17 protein-coding genes and 1 pseudogene are annotated in these 19,059 nt (G+C 68.8%); 7 read left to right on the plus strand and 11 right to left on the minus strand.

Annotated features, from left to right (window positions below; all coding sequences use genetic code 11):
- Positions 1–12 precede the first annotated feature (12 nt).
- On the minus strand, positions 13–1,104 hold the full coding sequence (locus KBC94_RS24300; protein WP_294376420.1) for an acyl-CoA dehydrogenase family protein: 1,092 nt from the start codon (positions 1,102–1,104) through the stop codon (positions 13–15).
- A complete protein-coding gene (locus tag KBC94_RS24305; RefSeq protein WP_294376424.1) occupies positions 1,101–2,240 on the minus strand; it encodes an acyl-CoA dehydrogenase family protein in 1,140 nt (379 codons plus the stop codon). The genes KBC94_RS24300 and KBC94_RS24305 overlap by 4 nt, the downstream gene beginning before the upstream one ends.
- Before the next feature lie 170 nt (positions 2,241–2,410).
- On the opposite strand from KBC94_RS24305, the gene KBC94_RS24310 reads away from it, so the two are divergent.
- The 3 genes from KBC94_RS24310 (at position 2,411) to KBC94_RS24320 (ending at position 5,291) form a co-directional block, all read left to right on the plus strand.
- Positions 2,411–3,400 (plus strand): tripartite tricarboxylate transporter substrate binding protein, encoded by a 990-nt coding sequence (locus tag KBC94_RS24310; protein WP_294376426.1) that lies wholly within the window; start codon positions 2,411–2,413, stop codon positions 3,398–3,400.
- 55 nt (positions 3,401–3,455) lie between these two features.
- Complete coding sequence (locus KBC94_RS24315) at positions 3,456–4,682, plus strand: CoA transferase (RefSeq protein WP_294376428.1); 1,227 nt, start codon at positions 3,456–3,458, stop codon at positions 4,680–4,682.
- Positions 4,683–4,790: 108 nt separating this feature from the next.
- Positions 4,791–5,291 (plus strand): hypothetical protein, encoded by a 501-nt coding sequence (locus KBC94_RS24320; protein WP_294376429.1) that lies wholly within the window; start codon positions 4,791–4,793, stop codon positions 5,289–5,291.
- Positions 5,292–5,300: 9 nt separating this feature from the next.
- Here the strand turns inward: KBC94_RS24320 and KBC94_RS24325 are convergent, their stop codons facing one another.
- From KBC94_RS24325 to KBC94_RS24350, 6 genes are all read right to left on the minus strand, one after another.
- Entirely contained in the window at positions 5,301–5,834 is a 534-nt protein-coding gene (locus KBC94_RS24325; RefSeq protein WP_294376430.1) for a carboxymuconolactone decarboxylase family protein, read from the minus strand.
- Positions 5,835–5,901: 67 nt separating this feature from the next.
- Entirely contained in the window at positions 5,902–6,915 is a 1,014-nt protein-coding gene (locus tag KBC94_RS24330) for a tripartite tricarboxylate transporter substrate binding protein (protein WP_294376435.1), read from the minus strand.
- Positions 6,916–6,935: 20 nt separating this feature from the next.
- The gene (locus KBC94_RS24335) at positions 6,936–7,550 is read right to left on the minus strand and encodes a carboxymuconolactone decarboxylase family protein (protein WP_294376439.1); all 615 of its coding nucleotides are present in this window, start codon (positions 7,548–7,550) and stop codon (positions 6,936–6,938) included.
- Positions 7,551–7,581: 31 nt separating this feature from the next.
- Positions 7,582–8,451 carry an SDR family NAD(P)-dependent oxidoreductase gene (locus KBC94_RS24340; protein ID WP_294376441.1) on the minus strand — a complete coding sequence of 290 codons (870 nt, stop codon included), beginning with the start codon at positions 8,449–8,451 and terminating at the stop codon, positions 7,582–7,584.
- A gap of 141 nt (positions 8,452–8,592) precedes the next feature.
- The gene (locus KBC94_RS24345) at positions 8,593–9,651 is read right to left on the minus strand and encodes a LacI family DNA-binding transcriptional regulator (RefSeq protein WP_294376444.1); all 1,059 of its coding nucleotides are present in this window, start codon (positions 9,649–9,651) and stop codon (positions 8,593–8,595) included.
- A 66-nt stretch (positions 9,652–9,717) separates the two neighbouring features.
- Positions 9,718–10,506: a helix-turn-helix domain-containing protein gene (locus tag KBC94_RS24350; protein WP_294376447.1), complete on the minus strand. Its 789-nt coding sequence runs from the start codon at positions 10,504–10,506 to the stop codon at positions 9,718–9,720.
- 133 nt (positions 10,507–10,639) lie between these two features.
- Here KBC94_RS24350 and KBC94_RS24355 point away from each other — a divergent pair, with 133 nt between their 5' ends.
- Entirely contained in the window at positions 10,640–11,632 is a 993-nt protein-coding gene (locus tag KBC94_RS24355) for a tripartite tricarboxylate transporter substrate binding protein (protein WP_294376450.1), read from the plus strand.
- A 71-nt stretch (positions 11,633–11,703) separates the two neighbouring features.
- Complete coding sequence (locus KBC94_RS24360) at positions 11,704–12,891, plus strand: iron-containing alcohol dehydrogenase (protein ID WP_294376453.1); 1,188 nt, start codon at positions 11,704–11,706, stop codon at positions 12,889–12,891.
- 77 nt (positions 12,892–12,968) lie between these two features.
- Here the strand turns inward: KBC94_RS24360 and KBC94_RS24365 are convergent, their stop codons facing one another.
- Both KBC94_RS24365 and KBC94_RS24370 read right to left on the minus strand, forming a co-directional pair.
- Positions 12,969–13,406, minus strand: a complete 438-nt coding sequence (locus KBC94_RS24365) for a hypothetical protein (RefSeq protein WP_294376457.1) — start codon at positions 13,404–13,406, stop codon at positions 12,969–12,971.
- Between the two features lie 160 nt (positions 13,407–13,566).
- Entirely contained in the window at positions 13,567–15,183 is a 1,617-nt protein-coding gene (locus KBC94_RS24370; protein WP_294376460.1) for a diguanylate cyclase, read from the minus strand.
- 1,117 nt (positions 15,184–16,300) lie between these two features.
- Here KBC94_RS24370 and KBC94_RS24375 point away from each other — a divergent pair.
- Both KBC94_RS24375 and KBC94_RS24380 read left to right on the plus strand, forming a co-directional pair.
- Entirely contained in the window at positions 16,301–17,875 is a 1,575-nt protein-coding gene (locus KBC94_RS24375; protein ID WP_294376474.1) for an N-6 DNA methylase, read from the plus strand.
- A 33-nt stretch (positions 17,876–17,908) separates the two neighbouring features.
- Positions 17,909–18,931, plus strand: a complete 1,023-nt coding sequence (locus tag KBC94_RS24380) for a phospholipase D-like domain-containing protein (protein ID WP_294376463.1) — start codon at positions 17,909–17,911, stop codon at positions 18,929–18,931.
- Here the strand turns inward: KBC94_RS24380 and KBC94_RS24385 are convergent.
- Positions 18,928–19,059, minus strand: a pseudogene (locus KBC94_RS24385) (integrase core domain-containing protein); the annotation flags it as partial. The gene KBC94_RS24380 and the pseudogene KBC94_RS24385 overlap by 4 nt on opposite strands.

Below are 19,059 nucleotides of genomic sequence, written 5' to 3' on the forward strand. Positions count from 1 at the left end.
CCTCGGCGCAGCTCACTCGGCCGCGGTCACGGAGAACTGCCGCTGCGTCATCGCCGGCCAGAAGCCGGCCGCGCGGGCGCGGATGGCCGCGGCGCCCAGTCGCTGCGCCCACCAGGCATCGGCACCATAGGCCGCGCGCCAGGCCCACAGCCGGCGCGTGGCGAAGTGCAGCGCATGCTCGTGCGTGAAGCCGATGGCGCCCAGCACCTGGTGCGCGGTGGCCGCCACGCGCGTGGCCGCCTCGCCGCAGCGCACCTTGGCCGCAGCCACGCCGAAGTCGGCACGCGCCGCGCGCTCCGCGTCGCCGAGCCTGAAGTCCAGCCCTGCCGCGCGCACCGCCATGCGGGCCGAGGCCACATCGCCCGCGGCCTGCGCCAGCATCTGCTGCAGCGCCTGGTTCTTGCCGATGGGCCGGCCGAACTGCACGCGGTCGTTGGCGTACTGGATGGCCTCGGCCAGCGCCCATTCCATGGCGCCGACCATCATGGCCGCATGCAGCAGGGCGGCCGTGCTGCGCAGTGGCAGCGCGATGCCGAATGCCGAGGCGGGCAGCACCGCGCGCACCGCGACGACTGCCAGGCGCAGGCGGTCGGCGGGCAGGCTGGCGAGGTCCAGGCCCGGTTCGCAGGTGAGGCCGGTGGCGTCCTTCAGGTCCACCACGGCGATGTCGCCCTGCGGCAGTTGCACGAGTGCCCAGGCGGCATGCCGGCCCCAGGGCACGGCCGGCGCCTCGCCGCTCAGGTGGCGACCGTCCGCCGTCAGCGCCAGCGTCTGCCCCGGCCCCGCGTCGATCAGCGTGCCCGGCCCGGCCAGCGGCGCATGTCCCGTGCAGGCGAGCAGTGCCAGGCCGGCAGCCGTCTCGGCCAGCGGCAACGGTACGCGATGGCGGCCCAGTTCCTCGAAGATCGGCAGCGCCTGGTCGGGCGTGAGGCCGAAGCCCTGATCGCCCGCGGCCAGCGACGCGGCGAAGCCGGCCTCTTCCACCTGCTGCCAAAGCGCCTGCGGAAAGTCGCCGGCCTCCACCTGCGTGTTGAGCGCGGCCCCGGCCGCAGCGGCGAACAGGCGCGCGGCGCTGTCCTGGATCATCTGTTGGTCGTCGTTCATCGCAGGCCCATTCCTTTCGCGAGCATGCCCCGCAGGATTTCGCGCGTACCGCCGCGCAGGGAGAAGGACGGCGTGGCCAGCACCAGGTGCCGCTGCACGCGCGCCAGGTCGCTCTCGGGGGGCATGCGGCCGCCGAAGAGTTCGTGCGCCAGGTCGGGCAGGCCCTGCTCCAGGAGTGCGCCCTGGTCCTTGACGGCCGCAGCGGCCAGCCCGGGGTTCTGGCCCGCGGCCAGCATGCCGGCCACGCCCAGCGACATCTGCCGCAGCGTGGCGTACTGCGCGGCCAGCCGCCCCAGCACCAGCTGGTGGTGCGGGTTGTCGGCATCGGCGGCGTCCAGCATCTCGAGCATGAGCTGCGTGCTGCTCATGTAGCGCTCGGGACCCGAGCGCTCGAAGGTCAGCTCGGTCGTGACCTGGTGCCAGCCTTCGCCTTCGGCGCCGATCAGGTGGTGCGCGGGCACGGGCACCTCGTCGAAGGTGACCTCGTTGAACTCGTGCTCGCCCAACTGGTTGACGATGGGCCGGATGGTGAGGCCGGGGCTGCGCATGTCCACCAGGAACTGCGACATGCCCGCATGCCGGTCGGCACTGGGTGGTGCGGTGCGCACCAGCGCGATCATGTAGTGCGCCTTGTGCGCGGCCGAGGTCCACACCTTGCGGCCGCTGATGCGCCAGCCGTCGCCATCGCGCACGGCCCGGGTGCGGATGGAGGCGAGGTCCGAGCCCGAATCGGGTTCGCTCATGCCGATGCAGAAATGGCACTCGCCCCGCGCGATGCGCGGCAGCAGCTCGGGCGCCAGCACCTCGGGCGAATAGCGCATCAGCAGCGGGCCGCTCTGGCGGTCGGCCACCCAGTGGGCCGACACGGGGGCGCCAGCGGCCAGCAGCTCTTCCAGCACCACGTAGCGCTCGAGCATGGAGCGCTCGCCGCCGCCGTAGCGCCGCGGCCAGGTCATGCCGATCCAGCCGCGTTGGCCGAGGGCTCGGCTGAACTCGGGGCTGTAGCCGGACCAGTTGCGCGCCCGCTCATGCGGCGGCAGGTCCCCGAGCGTCTGCGCAAGAAAGTCGCGCACCTCGGCGCGGAGCCGCTCGCAGTCGGGCGGCAGTTCGGCCGGACGGATGTCCAGGGCTTGCATGGCTTGTCTCCTTCGAAGGTGCGTGCCGGACAGGAGCGTCCGGGTCAACACCTAAAGCAACTTGCTTGTTGGTCAACAAATATAAGTGCTAGAGTCCGCCCAGGCAAGCGAGGTCCACCCCGGGCCTTCCCGGACTTGCGTGAATCCACACCTACAGACGGAGACATCCCATGACCCTTGAACGTCGCGCCTTCCTGGCTGCGCTGGGCGCCTTCGGCGCCGGCGGCGCGCTGCTGGCGGCCAGTCCGGCCGCCCTGGCCCAGGCGGCCTTTCCCACCAAGCCGCTGCGCATCGTGGTGCCCTTCACCGCGGGCAGCGGCTCCGACTCGGACTCGCGCTTCTACGGCGACCTGCTCGGCAAGAAGCTGGGCCAGCCGGTGATCGTGGAGAACCGGCCCGGGGGCAGTGGCCTGATCGCGGTGCAGTCGGTCAAGTCGGCCCCGGCCGACGGCTACAGCATCCTGCTGGCCAGCAACTCGCCCATGTCGGTCAACCCGGCCGTGATGAAGAGCCTGCCCTACGACCCGTTCAAGGACTTCAAGCCGCTGGTGGGCTCGGCCGTCGGCCCGGCCGCCTTCGTGGTGAAAGGCGATTCGCCCGCCCACAGCATCCAGGACGTGGTGGCCGCGGCCAAGCGCGAGAAGCGTCCGATCGCTGTAGGCAACTACTCGGCCGGCTACCAGCTGGTGGCCGCGTGGCTGGGCACGGCCTCGGGCGCGCAGATCAACCACATCAACTACAAGGGCGGCTCGCAGATGGTCACGGACGTGATCGGCGGCCAGCTGGAAGTGGCCATCGTCGACCCCTCGGCCTTCGTCGAGATGCAGAAGGAAGGCCGCATTCGCATGCTGGCCGTCACCGGCGCCAAGCGCATGGGCACGCTGCCCGCGGTGCCCACCATGATCGAGAGCGGCTTCGCCGACTTCGAGACCTATGTCTGGAGCTCCTTCTTCGTGCGCAGCGAGACGCCCGCCGACATCACCCAGAAGCTGATCGGCGCGCTGGCCGAGGTGATGGCACAGCCCGAGGCCGTGGCCTACCGCCAGCAGCGGGGCGCCGACTTCCTGGACCTCAAGGGCGACGAGATGCGCAAGTTCCAGCAGCGCGAGTACGAGCGCTTCAAGCGCGTGGCCGAAGCGGCCGGCCTGGTGCAGCAATGACGATGACCCGGCAGGTGGACGCCATGGGCGTGCCGGCCTTTTTTCTTTGGATCCCATGAAGCCTTCCGAGCAGAACTCTTCCTCCGCCAGCGGGCCGCTTGCGGGCCTGCGCGTCCTCGACCTCACCGCCGTCGTGCTCGGCCCGCTGGCCACCCAGATCCTGGGCGACCAGGGCGCGGACGTGATCAAGGTCGAAAGCCTGGAGGGCGACCTGATGCGGGCCAATGGCGTGTCGCGGCACCGGGGCATGAGCTCGATCTACCTCACCATCAATCGCAACAAGCGCTCCCTGGCACTGGACCTCAAGCGCCCCGAGGGCGTGCAGGCGCTGTTGCGACTGGCGGCCACGGCCGACGTGTTCGTCCACAACATGCGCGTGCCGGCCATCGAGCGGCTGGGCCTGGGCTACGAGGCGCTGCGCCGCGTCCGGCCCGACATCGTCTACTGCGTGGCCACCGGCTACCAGGAGGGCGGCGCCTTCGCCGGCAAGCCGGTGTTCGACGACATCGTGCAGTCCGGTTGCGGCCTGGTGGACCTGAACCTGCGTGACGGGGCGCAGCCGCGCTACATGCCCACGCTGGTGGCCGACAAGGCCGCAGGCCTGATGGTGGCGCAGGCCGTGACGGCCGCGCTGCTGCACCGCGCGCGCACCGGCCAGGGCCAGTATGTGGAAGTTCCCATGTTCGAGGCCATGACCGCCTTCACGCTGGTCGAGCACCAGGGCGGCCATGCCTTCGAGCCTGCGACGGCGGAGCCCGGCTACGCGCGGGTGCTCAATGGCGGACGGCGCCCCATCGCCGTGCGCGACGGCCATGTGACGGTGCTGCCTTACTCGCCCGCGCACTGGCAGGCGCTGTTCGAGCGCACCGGCCACGCGGCCCTTCTGCAGAAGTACGGCCCGATGGACCGCAGCCAGCTCAATGCCCGTGTGCGCGAGCTGTATGCCGACCTGGCGGCCGTGGTGGCCGACATGGACTGCGACACCTGCCTGGCGCTGTGCGAAGCGCTGGACATCCCGGCCACGCGCATCTATGCGCTCGACGAGTTGCGCGAGCATCCGCAGCTGGTCAGCGTCGGCCTGTTCGAGACGCATGAGCATCCCACCGAGGGCCCCACCGTTCAGGTGCGGCCGCCCGTGCGCTTTGGCACGACGCCGGCACGCATCGCGCGCCTGGCGCCGACGCTGGGCGAGCATTCCGCTGAAGTGCTGCGCGAGGCGGGGCTGTCGACCGAGGAGATCGAATCGCTGGCGGCCGCGGGTGCCGTGAAGCAGGCCGCCTGAAGGCGGCGGGCAGGCCGGACCTGGTGCACGGGCCGGCCTGCTTGCCTTCTGAAGGACGCTGCGCCGCCTGACACGCGACGCCGCGGCCGGCATGCAGGCTTGGTCCGCATGAAGCGCTTCCTCGACCTCTTTCCCCTGGTGCACGCCCTGATGGCTGTGGTGTTCGCGGTGGCGTCGCTGATGCTGCTGGTGATCGCGGCGCGCATCGGCTGGGATGCCTTCGGTGCCGGCCTGGACCGCGGCTCGGCCGCTTCCATCATCGAGGCGCTGGGCGTGCTGGCCTCGGCGGTGGTGGCGCTGCAGATCTCGCGCACCATCGCCGAAGAGGAGGTGGTGCGCGAAGCCCACATCAGCGGACCGACGCGGGTGCGCCGCTTCCTGTCGCGCTTTCTGGTCGTGCTGGTGGTGGCGCTCGCGGTGGAGGGGCTGGTGGCTACCTTCAAGGCGCAAAGGGCGCCGGCAGACATGCTCTACGCCAGCGCCCTCGTCGTTGCCGTCGGCGTGCTGCTCGCGGGGTGGGGCGTCTTCATCCGCTACAACCGGGAGGCGGAAGAACTGGAGCCCGAGGCCATGGCCCAGGCCAAGCAGGAAGACGGCAAGGTCAGTTGAGGCCGGGCCTCAACCGGCGTTCTGCGTCGCGGCTGGCGCCTCGATGTCCACCTCGAAGTTCTCGAGGAAGCGGCTCACCATCATGTAGAAGCCGATGACCAGGGTGAGCTCGGCCACGAGGGCGGGCGAGAGTTGCTGGCACAGGGCGTCGAACATCGCGTCGGGTGCCTTGACGTGCGTCACCACCTGGTCGACGTAGTCCAGCACCATGCGCTCGGTGTCGTCGAGCGCGCCCGTGTCGGCGCCGATCTCCAGCGCTGCCACCTTCTCATCGGCCAGACCCACGTTGCGCGCCACCCGCCGGTGCTGGTGCACTTCGTAGCTCGACCCGCACAGCAGGCCGACACGCAGGATGGCGATCTCGCGCAACCTTGAGTCGAGCCGGTTCTCGCGCAGGATGGCGCCGCCCAACGCCAGGAAGCCTTCGGCCACCTTGCCGGCATGCGGCAGCATGCGATAGAGGTTGAGTGGCGGACGCGAGCCGATCAGCTGCAGGTAGGTGTCGGACGCTTGCGAGAGGTCGAAGTAGGGGACGCGGGCCATGGTGCGGTGTACAGGTGGAGCGCACCGGCTGCCATGCTGCCGATGCAATGAGGGATGGGCGGCGTGCTCAGCGGCTTTCGGCGCTGGTGCTGGCGATGAGCGATTTGTAGAGGGTGACCTCGTCGGTCATCATCTTCTGGATGGCGGGCATGTCGTCGAGCATCGGCTCGGAGCCATTCGCCCGCAGGAAGGCCGGATAGTCGGGGCCGTGGAGCACCCGCTTGACCGCAGCCATCAACTTCTCGGTGATGGGCGCCGGCGTCTCGCTGCGCACCAGGAAGACGTCCCAGCTGTAGTACGAGAAGTCGGGCACCCCGCTTTCGGCCACGGTGGGGACGTCCGGGTAGTTGGGATGGCGCGTGGTGCCCGTCACGGCCAGGGCGCGGATCTTGCCGGACTTGATCAGCTCCTGCGTGGCCGTGGCGTCGCCGTAGCCGATGTCGATTCGGCCGGCAGCGAGGTCGGGCAGCGAGGCCGGATAGCCCTTGTAGGGCACGTTGCGCAGCTTGATGCCGGCCAGGTTGGCCAAGCGCTGCGACGTGAGGTAGTAGCCGTCGGAATAGGTGCCGATGGTCAGCGGCTCGGGCTTGGCCTTGCCCACCTCGATCATCTGGCGGATGGTGGTGAACTTGGAGTCGGGCGGCACCGTCAGGATGGCCGGCGCGCGCAGCATGCCGCCGACGAGCTTGAAGTCCTTGAACGGGTCGTAGGGCAGGCTCTTGCCATACGCAACCGGTATGGTGATGCCCGACGAGCTGCCCACCAGCAGCGTGTAGCCATCGGCTGGTGCCAATCGCACGGCCGAGAAGGCGATGACGCCATTGGCCCCGGGCCGGTTGTCGACCACCACCGGCTGCCCCAGTTCCTTGCCCAGCGCATCGGCGAAGTTGCGGGTGCTGGTGTCCAGCCCGTTGCCGGCCGGGAACATCAGGATGATCTTGAGCGGCCGGTCGGGAAAGGTCCCGCTCTGGCTCTGCGCCTGGGCCTGAGTCGGCGCGGCGGCCAGCAGGCCGGCGCCCAGGAGCAGGCCCATGACGGCGCCCAATGCGCGGCGGCGGGGCGTCCGAGGAAGGTGCGTCATCGCGGAATCCTTTCGTGGGTTCAGTGCACAGGGGCCGAGGGCGGGTGGGCGGTGGGGGGCGCGTCGCCGGTCGACATGGACGACAACAGCGCGTCGTAGCCAGGCTCGAGCTCGATGTCCATGGACTGCAGGAAGCGCCCCACGCACACGTAGAAGCTCGCCGTGAGCACCAGCTCCACCACGGCGGGATCGTCGAAGCCGCTCTGCTTCAACTGCTGCACCGTGGCGTGCGATGCCGCGGGGCCGCGCGTGACCTCATCGGCTAGCTGCAGCACGGCGCGTTGCGGGGCGTCGAACAGGGGCGACGTCGGCCATTGGCCGAGGGCGTCGATCTGGGCCTGGCTCACGCCGGCCTCCAGCGCCATGGGCACGTGGTGGGCCCATTCGTAGGCCGTACCGGAGATCTGCGCCCCGCGCAGGATCAGCAGCTCGCGCAAGGGCCGTGGGGTGTGGGCGTTCTGCCGAAGCGGCCAGGCAAAGTCGAGCCAGCCGCGGAACATGGCCGGCGCCGTGGCCAGCACGCGGTAGAGGTGCGGCATCGGAAAGTCCGGGCCGCGGGCGTGGCGCACTTCGTCGAAGAGGGCGGCGGCCTGCGGATCGGCCGGGTGTTCGGGGAGCAGGGGGATGCGGGGCATGGGGCTGGCTGGCGATGGAGCAGGGGTGAACTCAGCCAGCTTTGGTCTCGCGCTCGTCCGGCTTCAGGCCCGGCGAGGGCGCCTTGCCGGCGGTGGCCCCGGCATCCACGGGCAGGATCACGCCCGTGACCCAGCGCGCCTCATCGCTGGCCAGGTAGGCCACGGCCTGGCCCACGTCCCAGCCCGAGCCTTCGGTCTGCAGCAGCGAGCGCATACGCCGTTCCTCGCGCACCTCAGGCGTCATGCGGCCCGCGACCATGGGCGTGTAGACCATGCCCGGCGCCACGCAGTTGACGCGGATGCCCTCGGTGCCGTGATGCGCGGCCATGGCCCGCGTCATGTTGACCACCGCGCCCTTGGAGGTGGGGTAGAGCAGGGCCGGCGTGCCGCCCATCAGCCCGGCCACCGAGGCGATGTTGACGATGGCGCCGCGGCCCAGCTTGCGCATCTCGGGGATGGCGTAGCGGGCCATCAACATCATCGAGGTCACGTTGATGCGCAGGGCCCGGTCCCACTCGTCCAGGTCGAGGTCGACCGCGCTGCCGCCGGGCCCGCCGATGCCGACGTTGTTGACCAGGATGTCGACACGGCCCCAGGCCTCCACGGCCGTGGCGACGGCCTGGCGGCAGGCCTCGGCCTGGGACACGTCGCAGGCCAGCGTGATCGCCTGCCCGCCCTCCGCCGCGATGGTGCGCTCAGTGTCGCGGGCGGCATCGGGCTGCAGGTCGAGCAGCAGCACGCGGGCGCCGCGGCGTGCCAGCAGGATGGCGGCCGCGCGGCCGTTGCCCACATCGGCGGTGCGCGAGCCGGCGCCGGTCACGATGGCGACGCGGCCATCCAGGCGGCTGCTCGCGGGTTGGGAATGGTCGGCGGCGCCGAAGGGGGTCGGGGTGGTGTTCACGCGGGACCTCGGGGCCGATGGCCCATGGAGTGATGGCCTCAGCGTAGGTCTGCGCGCAACCGCACAAGAAGAGCGTTTTCCCCAGGGTGAAACGTTTCACCACGAGGTGTATTGAGTACTGCTGCCCGGCTGCCGGTGGACTCAGGTGCGCGGGGTGCGTGCGCGGCGAAGAGGCAGGGTGGGGGCGGGCCCGGTCGACTCGCGCGCCACGAATCGCGCCGGCGCCATGGCCTCGCGCGGTTGGGCGGGCGGTTCGCCGCGCATGCGCTTGAGCAGCATGTCCACGCCGGCCTCGGCCGCGATCTCGTGGTCGATGGCGATGCTGCTGATCGAAGGCCGGTGATGGCGGGCAAAGTCCGGGTCGCCCAGGCTCACGATGGACAGGTCGCGCGGCACCTGCAGGCCCAGCGCTTCTGCCGCGTTGAGCGCATCGGCCAGCACGCTGGTGCCGGGTGTGATCAGCGCCGTTGGCCGGTCGGCGGGGCGCAGGAGGCGCAGCACTTCGTCATAGGCCGGGCTGGTCGATGAGCCCAGGCGCACGACCCGCTCAGGGCGAAGCGCCAGACCGGCGGCTTCGAGCCCGGCCTTGAAGCCCTCGAGGCGCCGACGCATGGGCCGGTTGGGCACATCGGCGATGAGCAAGGCTACGTCGCGGTGCTGCAGTGCGGCCAGGTGCTGCACGGCGTCGTGCAGGCCGCGCAGATGGTCGAACAGCACGCGGTCGTGCGCCACGTCCATGTCGCGGTCGAGGATGACCACCGGCAGGCCGAGCTTCTCCATCGTCTCCAGCAGGGCCGGATCGCGCTCGTGGCCCGGCGCGATGATGGCGCCGTCCATGCGGCGGCTCTGGAACATCGACAGGATCTCGCGCTCGCGCTGCAGGTCATTCAGGCTGTTGGCCAGCAGCACCATGTAGCCAGCCTTGTGCAGCTTGGTCTCGAAGGTCTGGTAGAGCCGCGCATAGAGCGGGTTGGCCACGTCGGTGAACATGCAGCCCACCGTGCGCGAACTGCGCGAGCGCAAGGCCTGCGCCGTCTGGTCGGGCGAATAGTCCAGCTCGCGCATGGCGTGCTCCACCCGCGCCCGCACTTCGTCGCCGACGTTGCCGGCCTTGTTGATGACCCGCGACACGCTGCCCAGCGACACGCCGGCGAATGCCGCCACGTCCTTGATGCTGGCGCGTTTGGCGTGGTGTTTCATGGGCAGGTGGGGGCGCTGGAGCGGGCGGATTCTAGGGGTCGGTCCTGCGGCCCACGGCCGCTGCCATCAGCGCGCTTCGCTGTCGGCGGACAGGGCCAGTTCGGTCAGCTCGAACAGCAGCGGCACCAGCTTGCGCTCGATCTTCGGCGCACCCATCTGCGTCGACGAGCCCGCGCAGTTGAAGCTGAGGATGCCGTGCGCCGGCAGGTGCACCGCCCGCGCCACGCCCACCACGTCGGCCACCCACGAGGCCTGGCACCAGCCGTGCATCTGGTGGTGTTGCACGCCCGCTTCGATCTGCGCGCGCAAGGCGGCGCGGTCCCCCGTGTGGCGCGCGACCAAGTGGGCGATGTGCATCGCCCGTGCCTGCGCCGGCATGCAGGCCAGCGCGGCCGTGCCGAGGGCGGTGTAGGTCATGGGAATGCGCACGCCCGGCGCAATGTGCATCAGCGTCTCGCGCCGCGCGCGGCGGAAGGTGTCGACGTAGACCATGTCGTCGCCGTCGGGGGCGGCCAGGCTCACGCTCACGTTGTGGCGTTCGGCGGCCTCTTCCATGCGGGCCAGCACCTGCTGCCGCACCGGTGCCATCGCCTGGAAGGTCGCAAAGCCCAGGCTGATGCAGGCCGCCGTGGGCGCGTAGCCGCCCGCGCCCGGCAACTGCCGCAGCAGGCCTGCCTCGACCAGCGCCCCGGTCATGCGGCTGACCGTCGACGGCGCCAGGCCGCTCAGCTCCGCCAGGGCGCCGTTGGTCAGGACGGGAAAGCCGGGCCGGAAGGCCTTGAGCAATGCCAGGCCGCGGCGCAGGGTCTGGTTGGTGGCGGTGTTGGTGCGGTCGACGGGCTTGCGAGGTCGCAAAGGGCAGCTCCTGGGTGCGGGGTGCCAGCGGGAGTTTCCATTCTATGGAAATGACTGGCGTGAGCCCGGTTGAGGAAGAAGGGGCTGCCGCCCATGATCGACAGCGGTCGGCAACAACAACGGAGACATCGTCATGCCCCAGCATTCCTTCAATCGCCGCAGGTGGCTCGCGCTGCTTGGCGGCGCTGGCATCGCGGCCACCCTGGCGCCCCATGCCTTGGCGGCGCCGGAGCCCTTCCCATCGCGTCCGCTCAGGCTCGTGGTGCCCTTTCCGCCAGGCAGTGGCACGGACATCGCGGCGCGGCACTTTGCGCGCCTACTGGGAGAGATGTCGGGCCAGCCCGCCATCGTCGAGAACAAGCCCGGCGGCAATGGCTTCATTGCCGTGCAGATGGTGCTGAATGCGCCGGCCGATGGGCACACGGTGCTGCTCGGCAGCAACTCGACCCTGGCGACCAATGCGGCGGCCTTTCGCAAGCTGCCCTACGACCCGCTGGTCGACCTCGCGCCGATCTCGTTGCTGGTGGGCGCACCCGTGATGCTGGTGGTGCCGCCGACCTCGCGCTACCGCAGCGTGGCCGATCTGGTGGCCGATGCCAGGCAGCGGCCCGGCGCGCTCAACTATGGCTCGGGCTCGATCTCGTACACGCTGTATGCGGAGTGGATGGACCAGCTTGCCGGCATCAAGGCCACGCCCATCAACTACAAGGGCTCGGGCGATGCCGGTGCCGCCGTCATGGCAGGCAACGTGGACTTCGCCATCGTCGATGCGAGCAGCACGGTCGAGCTGGTCAAGTCGGGCCGCCTGCGTGGGCTGATGCTCGCGGCGCCCCAGCGCTCGCCCCTGATGCCCGACGTGCCCAGCGCGCCCGAGGCCGGCCTGGCCGCCTTCGATGCCTTCACCTGGGTGGGCGCGGCCGTGGCCGCCAGGACGCCACCCGAGGCGACGCGGCGGCTCGCCGAACTGTTCACCCAGGCCGGGCGCAGCGACGAGACCCGCAAGTTCTACGAAGGCCAGCTGGTGAACATGCGGCTTTCCACGCCCGAGGACATGCGCCGCTACCAGGTCGAGGAGATCGCGCGCTGGAAGTCGCTGGTCAAGCTCACCGGCCTGGAACTGCAATAGGCCGGCCGTCATGGACCGATCCCCTCAATGCCATCACGGCGGCCCGTTGCGCCGCAAGGAGTCCGAGCGACATGACTGACGAGCTGTACCGCGGCATCTACGCCCTGCCCAAGATCGAGCGTGTGGTCTTTGGCCAGCCGGCGGCCGAGGTGGTCGCGGCAGAGGCCGAGCGCCTGGGCGCTAAGCGCGTCTTCGTGCTGACCGCCGCGCTGTTGGCCGAACAGACGGACGTGCCCGCGCGCCTGGCCGTCGCACTGGGCGCGCGCCATGCGGCCACCTGGAGCGGCATCGCCGCCCATACCCCGCGCGACGACGTCATCGCCGCGGTGGAGGCCGCCCGGCGCGCCGACGCCGATCTTCTGGTGGCGCTGGGTGGCGGCTCCGTCATCGATGCGGCCAAGGTGGTGGCGACCTGCCTGGCCAACGACGTCGGCACGGTGGACGACATGGACGCCTTGCGCAAGTCGCCCTCGCAGTCGATGACCGCGGCAGGCGCTGGGGTGCGTGCGCCGCAGTTGCCGCTGCTGGCGGTGCCCACCACACTCGCCGGCGCAGAGTTCACGGCCTATGCCGGCGTCACGCATCCGCGGACGCGCCTGAAGGAGGTGTTCACCCATCCGCAGCAAGTGCCGCGCGTCGTCGTGCTCGATCCAGCGGTGACGCTGCCCACGCCGCAGGCGCTGTGGCTGTCGACCGGCGTGCGGGCGCTCGATCATGCGGTGGAGGACATCTGCTCCATCGACGCGCAGCCCTATTCGCAGGGCACGGCGCTGCAGGCGATCCGCCTGCTGACCCGCGCGTTGCCGGCCACCCATCGCGACGCGGGCAATCTGCGCGCGCGGCTCGATGCGCAGGTGGCGGGCTGGCTCTCCACCGTGGGCTCTCAGGCCGGCGTCAACAAGGGCGCGAGCCATGGCATCGGCCACGCCCTGGGCGGCACGGGCGGCGTGCCGCACGGACTCACGTCCTGCATCCTCATGCCGCACGTGATGCGCTTCAACGAGCCGGTGGTGCGCGAGCAGCACGCGATGATCAGTGAAGCCATGGGCCAGCCCAGCGTGCCCGCGTGGCAGGTGGTGGCGGGCCTGATCGAGGGGCTGGGGCTGCCGCTCACGCTGCGCGCGGTGGGCTTGGACGACGACGAGCGGATCGAAGCCGTGGCCCAGGCGGCGATGCACGACCCGTGGATCCGGACCAATCCCCGGCCCATCGAGGGCGTGGCGACGGTGCGGAGGTTGCTGGAGGCGGCGCGTGCCTGAGGCTGCGCCACCGGTGCCGATCGTCTGCCGACGCTACGCAGGTCCGGTGTTGCGGCCGGCGCAAAAACCTGTCGCCATCAGCGGTACCAGGTGCCGCGCACCCAGGCCCACCCGCCGGCCTCCGGCCGCCAGACCCAATGGCCCGGCACCCACACATGCTGCGGTGAGGGCGGCACGCCGATCTGTTCGATGATGACCGGCGGCATGGGTGGCACCGGCTGGCGCACCCACTGGCCGTGCTGCCAGAGCCAGTCGTTGCCGGCCCAGCGCCAGTGGCCCGGCACCCAGTTGAAGCCCGGGCCGGGCGGATTGCCCCGGTCCTCATGCACGGGCGCGGGCATGGCGCGCACGACCACATGCGGTGCGGGTGGCGGCGGTGGTGGCCGAACGATCACGGGCCGCTCTTCGACGACGGGAGTGACGCAGGCGCTGAGGCCTGCTGCCACGGCGACCAGTGCAAGGCTGCCTGCAAGGGTGCGGCGCGCGGCCTGGGGGAATCGGTCGGTGAACGTCATGGCGAGGCTGTGTTTCTTCTTCGAGTCACCTTGGGAGGAGGAAGGAACAGCATCGTCAGGGTGGGCTTGCACGGGCCTGACCGGGCGGGCCCATGAGGCCGGCAACTTGTATCGATGTCCATCCGTGTAACCGTTGCACGGATGGCCCCGCCGCGCGGTGCTATGTACCGGAGCGCGGCTTGACCCTGTACATCGACGTGTCGCTGCGGTGAAGAAGGGACGCCGTGGTGTCCCCATTCATGGCCTCGGCCAAACCGATGCTCACTGCCACGCGCAGCCCCGCAGCGATCGACTCCCAGTCGAAGGACGTGATGGTGGCGCAGACGCGCTCACACACCTGCGCCGCACTGCCCGCCGTGGCGTTGGCGAACACGATGACGAACTCGTCGCCCGCCCATCGCGCCGGCAGGTCGCGCTCGCGCAGCTGCGATGACATGATGCCGGCCACCGTCTTCAGGACACGGTCACCGACCTCGTGGGTGAAGCGGTCGTTGATCGACTTGAACTGGTCGATGTCGAGCAGCGCCACGGCCAGGGGCTGCCCGGCGGATGCGTGCAGCCGCAGCTCTTCATCCAGGACCTGCTCCAGATGTCGCCGATTGGCGATGCCCGTCAATGCATCCTCCAGCGACCAGCGCTCGAACTGCCTGGACGCCACCAGCGCCTGCTGCAGGTGACGCTCGCTCTGCCTCGCACCGAGGCGCCAGGACACCAGCGCCTCCCGATGGCTCAGGCTGTCCGCGACGACCCGCTGTTCGCGTTGCCGAAGGATTCGGTTCTCGCGCAACGCATCTTCATGGCGGCCCTGCAGTTCGAAGACCTGGATCAGCAGCAGATGGGCACGGCAGGCCAGCTGTTCATGCTCGACGCTCAGGGCGAGATCGCGCATCCTTTCCAGTTCGAGCTGCGTGGCTGCCCAGTCGTGCTGCGCCCAGGCCATTTCGGCGGCACACCAGCGCACGAAGGCATCGAGCCAGGTGACCGTCTTGCCCAGCGCACGCCGGGCGGCCTCGAACTCGGTCTGGGCCAGACCCGCGTCGCCTTGCCATGTGGCCAGCAGCGCGCACGAGGCCGGAGAAATCACGGCCCGGAAGGCCTGCAGCCCCGGCAGCAGCGCAAACCCGATGCCGGCGCGCTCCAGCTCCCGGCACTCCGCCACCAGGCTTGCCAGACGCGCCAGGCTGCGCATCGTGCCGGTGTGGAAGCGCTCATCGATCAGGCGAGACGCCTCGACCCACACCTGATTGATGCGCGGCTGAAAGACACTGACCGCCGGCTCGCAGCGCCGCGCCGCGTCGACGGCAAGCTCCAGCGCCGCATCGCCCCGCTTGTGGTCGCCTCCCCAGGAGTAGGCCAGCCCCAGGCAGTTCAACGCGAGCACCGCGGGCGGCTGCGGTTGCTTGGTCTTGCACAGCTGCACGCTCAGCAAGGCGGCCTCGACCGCCTCGTCGTTGCGACCGAGCAGCATGCAGACATGCGCAAGCGTGGTCAGCGCATTGGCCTCGCCCTGCGCGTCGCCCAGCTGTTCGAAGAGCTGCGCCGCCCTGCGGCTGGTGCCGCTCGCGCGGCGCAGGCGCGAATGGATGCGGTCGCAATGCGCGAGGCAGGCCAGCGCGCGGGCCTCGAGCCGGAGGTTGTCGCCGTTGGCCGCGGAGAGCGCGGCGGCGGCCAGGTCGTAGGCCTCGTGCACTTGGCCTTGGTCGACGGCGGCGTACGCCGCCGCCAGGGCGCCGTCGGGGGTGTCGTCGGAGTCGCCGAGGATGATGTGGCGGGTCACGGTGCGCGGCCTTGTTGAAGTGGGCCGCTGGCCAAGCGGTTGGGCTGGGTCCGGCAGGGCGAGGGCGGCTGATCGGGTGGGAAGTCCGGTGGCAAGGCGTGCACCCTCTGGTAACGGTGTGGACCGTATCGTATCGGGCGGGATGGCGGGTTCCTGCAGGCACTGCCCTGACGTCGATCCGCCTTGCGATGCGCGTGAACATCACCGCGCGGAAGTCCGGTGAGCGCTTTGCCCGCAGCCTGCCGTGAGTGCGAGGCCAGCGGCACTGAGGTAGCAGGCTGCTTGAAGCGACGCACGAGCGTCTTCGGGGGGCTCGTGGTTGAAGTGTCTGCAGCGCAGGACGGGTCGGTCAGGCGGCAAGGACCCTTTCGCGTGACGGCTTTGGGCCCAGGTGTGCGGCAATCGCTTCGGTCACCGCTGACAGATGAGCGGGCTTTCGATGCGCCGATCTACCCTGAACGGCGCCTATGCAGCGGAAGCCCTCCTTCGGGCTATCCTTTCGGCCTACCGGTTCCGGCCACAACCGGACCTCCAATCAACCGTCTCAATTGGCCCGCGAATGGCGCACGTCAAGGACATCGACAGCTTCTATAACTTCATCGGTTACGTGGTGCTATCTGTTTGCACTACCACTGCTAAAAGCCGTCGCTTCACTACTCACCATGCCCCGCCCGCGTCTTAAGACCGCCGCCACGTCGCTGAAGATGACCCCAGAAGTCCGAGAGCTCTGGGAGCTTTGCGCAGTCGCAGAAAGCCGGAGCCTCACCAACAAGTTTGAGGTGATGGTGCGCGATTACGCCAAGAAGATCGGGGTGGCAGCGAAGACGCAAACCGAGCGGAAAACGCCAGCCAGAAAGAAGTAAAAAAGGGAGCACGGATGGACGAGCGAATTTCAGAGCGCATAAGCGAGGGACTTGCAAGAGAAGAAGCTCCGGAGTTGGCGGGTGTGCCTCGTCTCCCCTCGCGGCTTTCGCTGCTTCGACAAATTCGTCGGCTCGAGACTGCAGCCCGTGGGTGCAAAGCATCACCCTCGGCAGTAATCGGAACTGCGCTAAGCAAGTGGTGCGAGGCTGATTGCCAAGGCCTCCCGAATCCAGGGCTTCCTCAATCCAGAAAGCTGTCCAAAACGGCTGAGCTCGCGGTGTTTGTCCAGTCGCTCCGCCGCCTCGGCTTTCTTGAAGCGTCCTACTGGCTCAGCTCTGCGTATGCCATGTTGGCCGACGAAGGCCACCGCAAGCAGCTAGCCATGTTCTTCACCCCGCCCTCGCTCACTCGAGGGCTGCTTGACGACATCGCCGCGCAGGGCGTCGACTTCGGAACACAGACTTTCATGGACCCCGCGTGCGGCGGTGCGGCGTTCCTGGCGCCTATCGCCCTGAGGATGCGAGACACGCTTCGCAGTCAAGGTGCGCGGCCCCGCGCGATTCTGGAGCACGTTGAGTCTCACCTTTACGGCACGGACTTGGACGCAACGCTGTGCGGCTTGTCAGCTCACTTCTTGCGCATGGCTCTGCACTCGGAAATCCAGGCAGCAGCGTACTTCCCCGAGTTCAAAGTGCATCAGGCCAACTCGCTGCTGGAGCTGGCGGCGATGGCCGGCCAACTCGACGTGGTTGTTTGCAACCCGCCATACCGAAAGATGACGGTAGACGAGCTGGTTCCGCTGCGGGCAGCCTACGGCGACGTTATCGAGTCGCAGCCGAACCTGTACGGCCTTTTCATCGCGCTCTGCGTCAGGCTCTTACGGGACGGCGGCCGTGCGGCTTTGGTGACCCCCACGTCGTTCCTGTCAGGCCAACACTTCAGCGCGCTTCGGAGATACCTGGCCCGCAACTCCGTGGTGGAGCACATCGGAATGGTGAGTGACCGCCTCGGCGTGTTCATCGACGTTGAACAGGAGACGGCGCTAACAGTACTGCGCCGTGCTCAACGCGCAGGCGGAGAGACTTGGGCTGACGTATCAGTCGTTTCACCGTCTGGCGCCTATCAAAGCGTGGGCCCAAGCCGTTTACTGGACACCGGCGCGGTGTGGCCGATTCCGCGTGCAGTGACGGATGTCCCCCTGCTGAAGGTTGCGGGGGCTTCGAAGTTCCGCCTCTCCGACTATGGCTACCGCGTGCGTATCGGTGCCTTCGTCTGGAACAGAGACAAGCGGCCGACCTTTCAGTGTTCTAGGGACGTCAAGCACGCAAGATGCCAAACTGCCGTTCCGCTCTTATGGTCAGGGGACATCTCCCTCGCAGGAGACGTTCAATTCGAGGCAGCGGCCGCAAAGCCTGACGAACACCGATTCGTCGACCTTGGAGACCGACAGCACCCGTCAATGGTGACTCGGCCTGCTGTCGTCCTTCAGCGAGTCACGTCCAATACCCAGGCCCGCCGACTGGTGGCAGCCGCGGTGCCTGAGGGACTCACCGAAGAATACGGCGGCTTCGTCGGTGAAAACCATCTGGTGATTTTGGAGGCTACTGAGGAGACCTCCCCGGTGCTAACGCCCAGCCAACTGGCGCAGCTGCTGGCAGTGCCGGCGGTCGACCGCTACTTCCGGTGCATCTCTGGAGCAACCAATGTTTCCGCGTTCGAGCTTAGCCAACTCGCGCTGCCGGACCCCCATCATGTCAAGAAGCTCTTGGCGGCCGGCCGTTCGATGATAGAAGCCGTGCACGCCGTGTACGGGCTCGCGAATGGCTAGACGGTGAATTGAAACCTCGCTGCCGTTCGAGCCATGCGACCACGGAAACTTACTGACCGTCTGGATGACCAGGCAAAGGCCAAGGCCGCAAAAGCGGCATTGCTAGCCAAACTTGCTGCGCCCAAAAGCACTCAAGGGCAGCAGCCTCCCGCAGTTCAACAGGCTGAACCTGCTCGTCAGCCCATCGAGTCCGCGCAAGACCCGAAGCCGCCTGTAGCGCCAGCGCAGGCTGCTCCTCCCGTGTGGGCGCGCTTTGGGACGGCACAGGTTCCGGTGCTCCGCGACGGCGACGCGGAGACCAGCACCGCATCGCATGCGTTGGGTTCGGGCATCGCGATGGCCCGCGCTGGAGAGGTCGAAGCGTTCCTGGAAGCGGCTGCAAAGACCGGGCTCTTTCAGCGGACGTCGCACCTCACGTGGCGTCCCGTGTCGCGCTCACTGCACGTTGAACTCGCCCCAATGTTCACTGGCGCGTGCTTGTACCGTACGGAAGTTCATTCGGACCACGACAGAGTGCAGGTGGTAGTGACGAAGCCGCCGTCGCCAAGCCGGTTCACCAAAGAACTGCTTGCGGCGGCAGGTGAGTGGGGCATGGTTGACACAAAGGAAGCCCTGCCCGGCATCGCCGAGTCGGCGCGAACGCGTTTTTGTGTGATGACACCCTACGTGGACGAGATAGGCGCGCCCATTCTGGTCAATTTGTTTGCCCGAGCACCGAAAGGCGTGCGCCGTATATTCATCTCTCGAGCCGACAGCGGCGACTTGCTGCCGGCCGGATTGAACGGCGTGTCCCGTGAACTGGCCGACCTGGGCGTGAACGTCTTGAGCTTCCGGGTCGAGCGGGAGGACGCAGCAGGAAACGAAACCTCCCACGCGAAGGTGGTCTTGGCCGACGCCCATACCGCTTACGTCGGCTCGCTCAACATGAATCGGTGGTCACTGGATTATTCCCTGGAGCTTGGCGTCTGTGTCACAGGCCGCTCCGCGGGACTGATTGCAAACGTCGTGGACGCCGCTGAACGCGTCTCCGCGCCGATGAAGCTGCCCGGGCCCTAGATGTCGAGTTGCAATAGGTTGTTCCCACAAAGGCGGGAGGCTGGGGGCTTGTGCCCCAGAGCGCAGTGCGGGCGCTCGCAGTTGTAGTAGCGCAGGAAAGCGGGCAACCAAGCGGTGCGCTCGGCACT

The sequence above is a fragment of the Pseudacidovorax sp. genome (assembly GCF_017991995.1).
Lineage (GTDB): Bacteria > Pseudomonadota > Gammaproteobacteria > Burkholderiales > Burkholderiaceae_C > Xenophilus.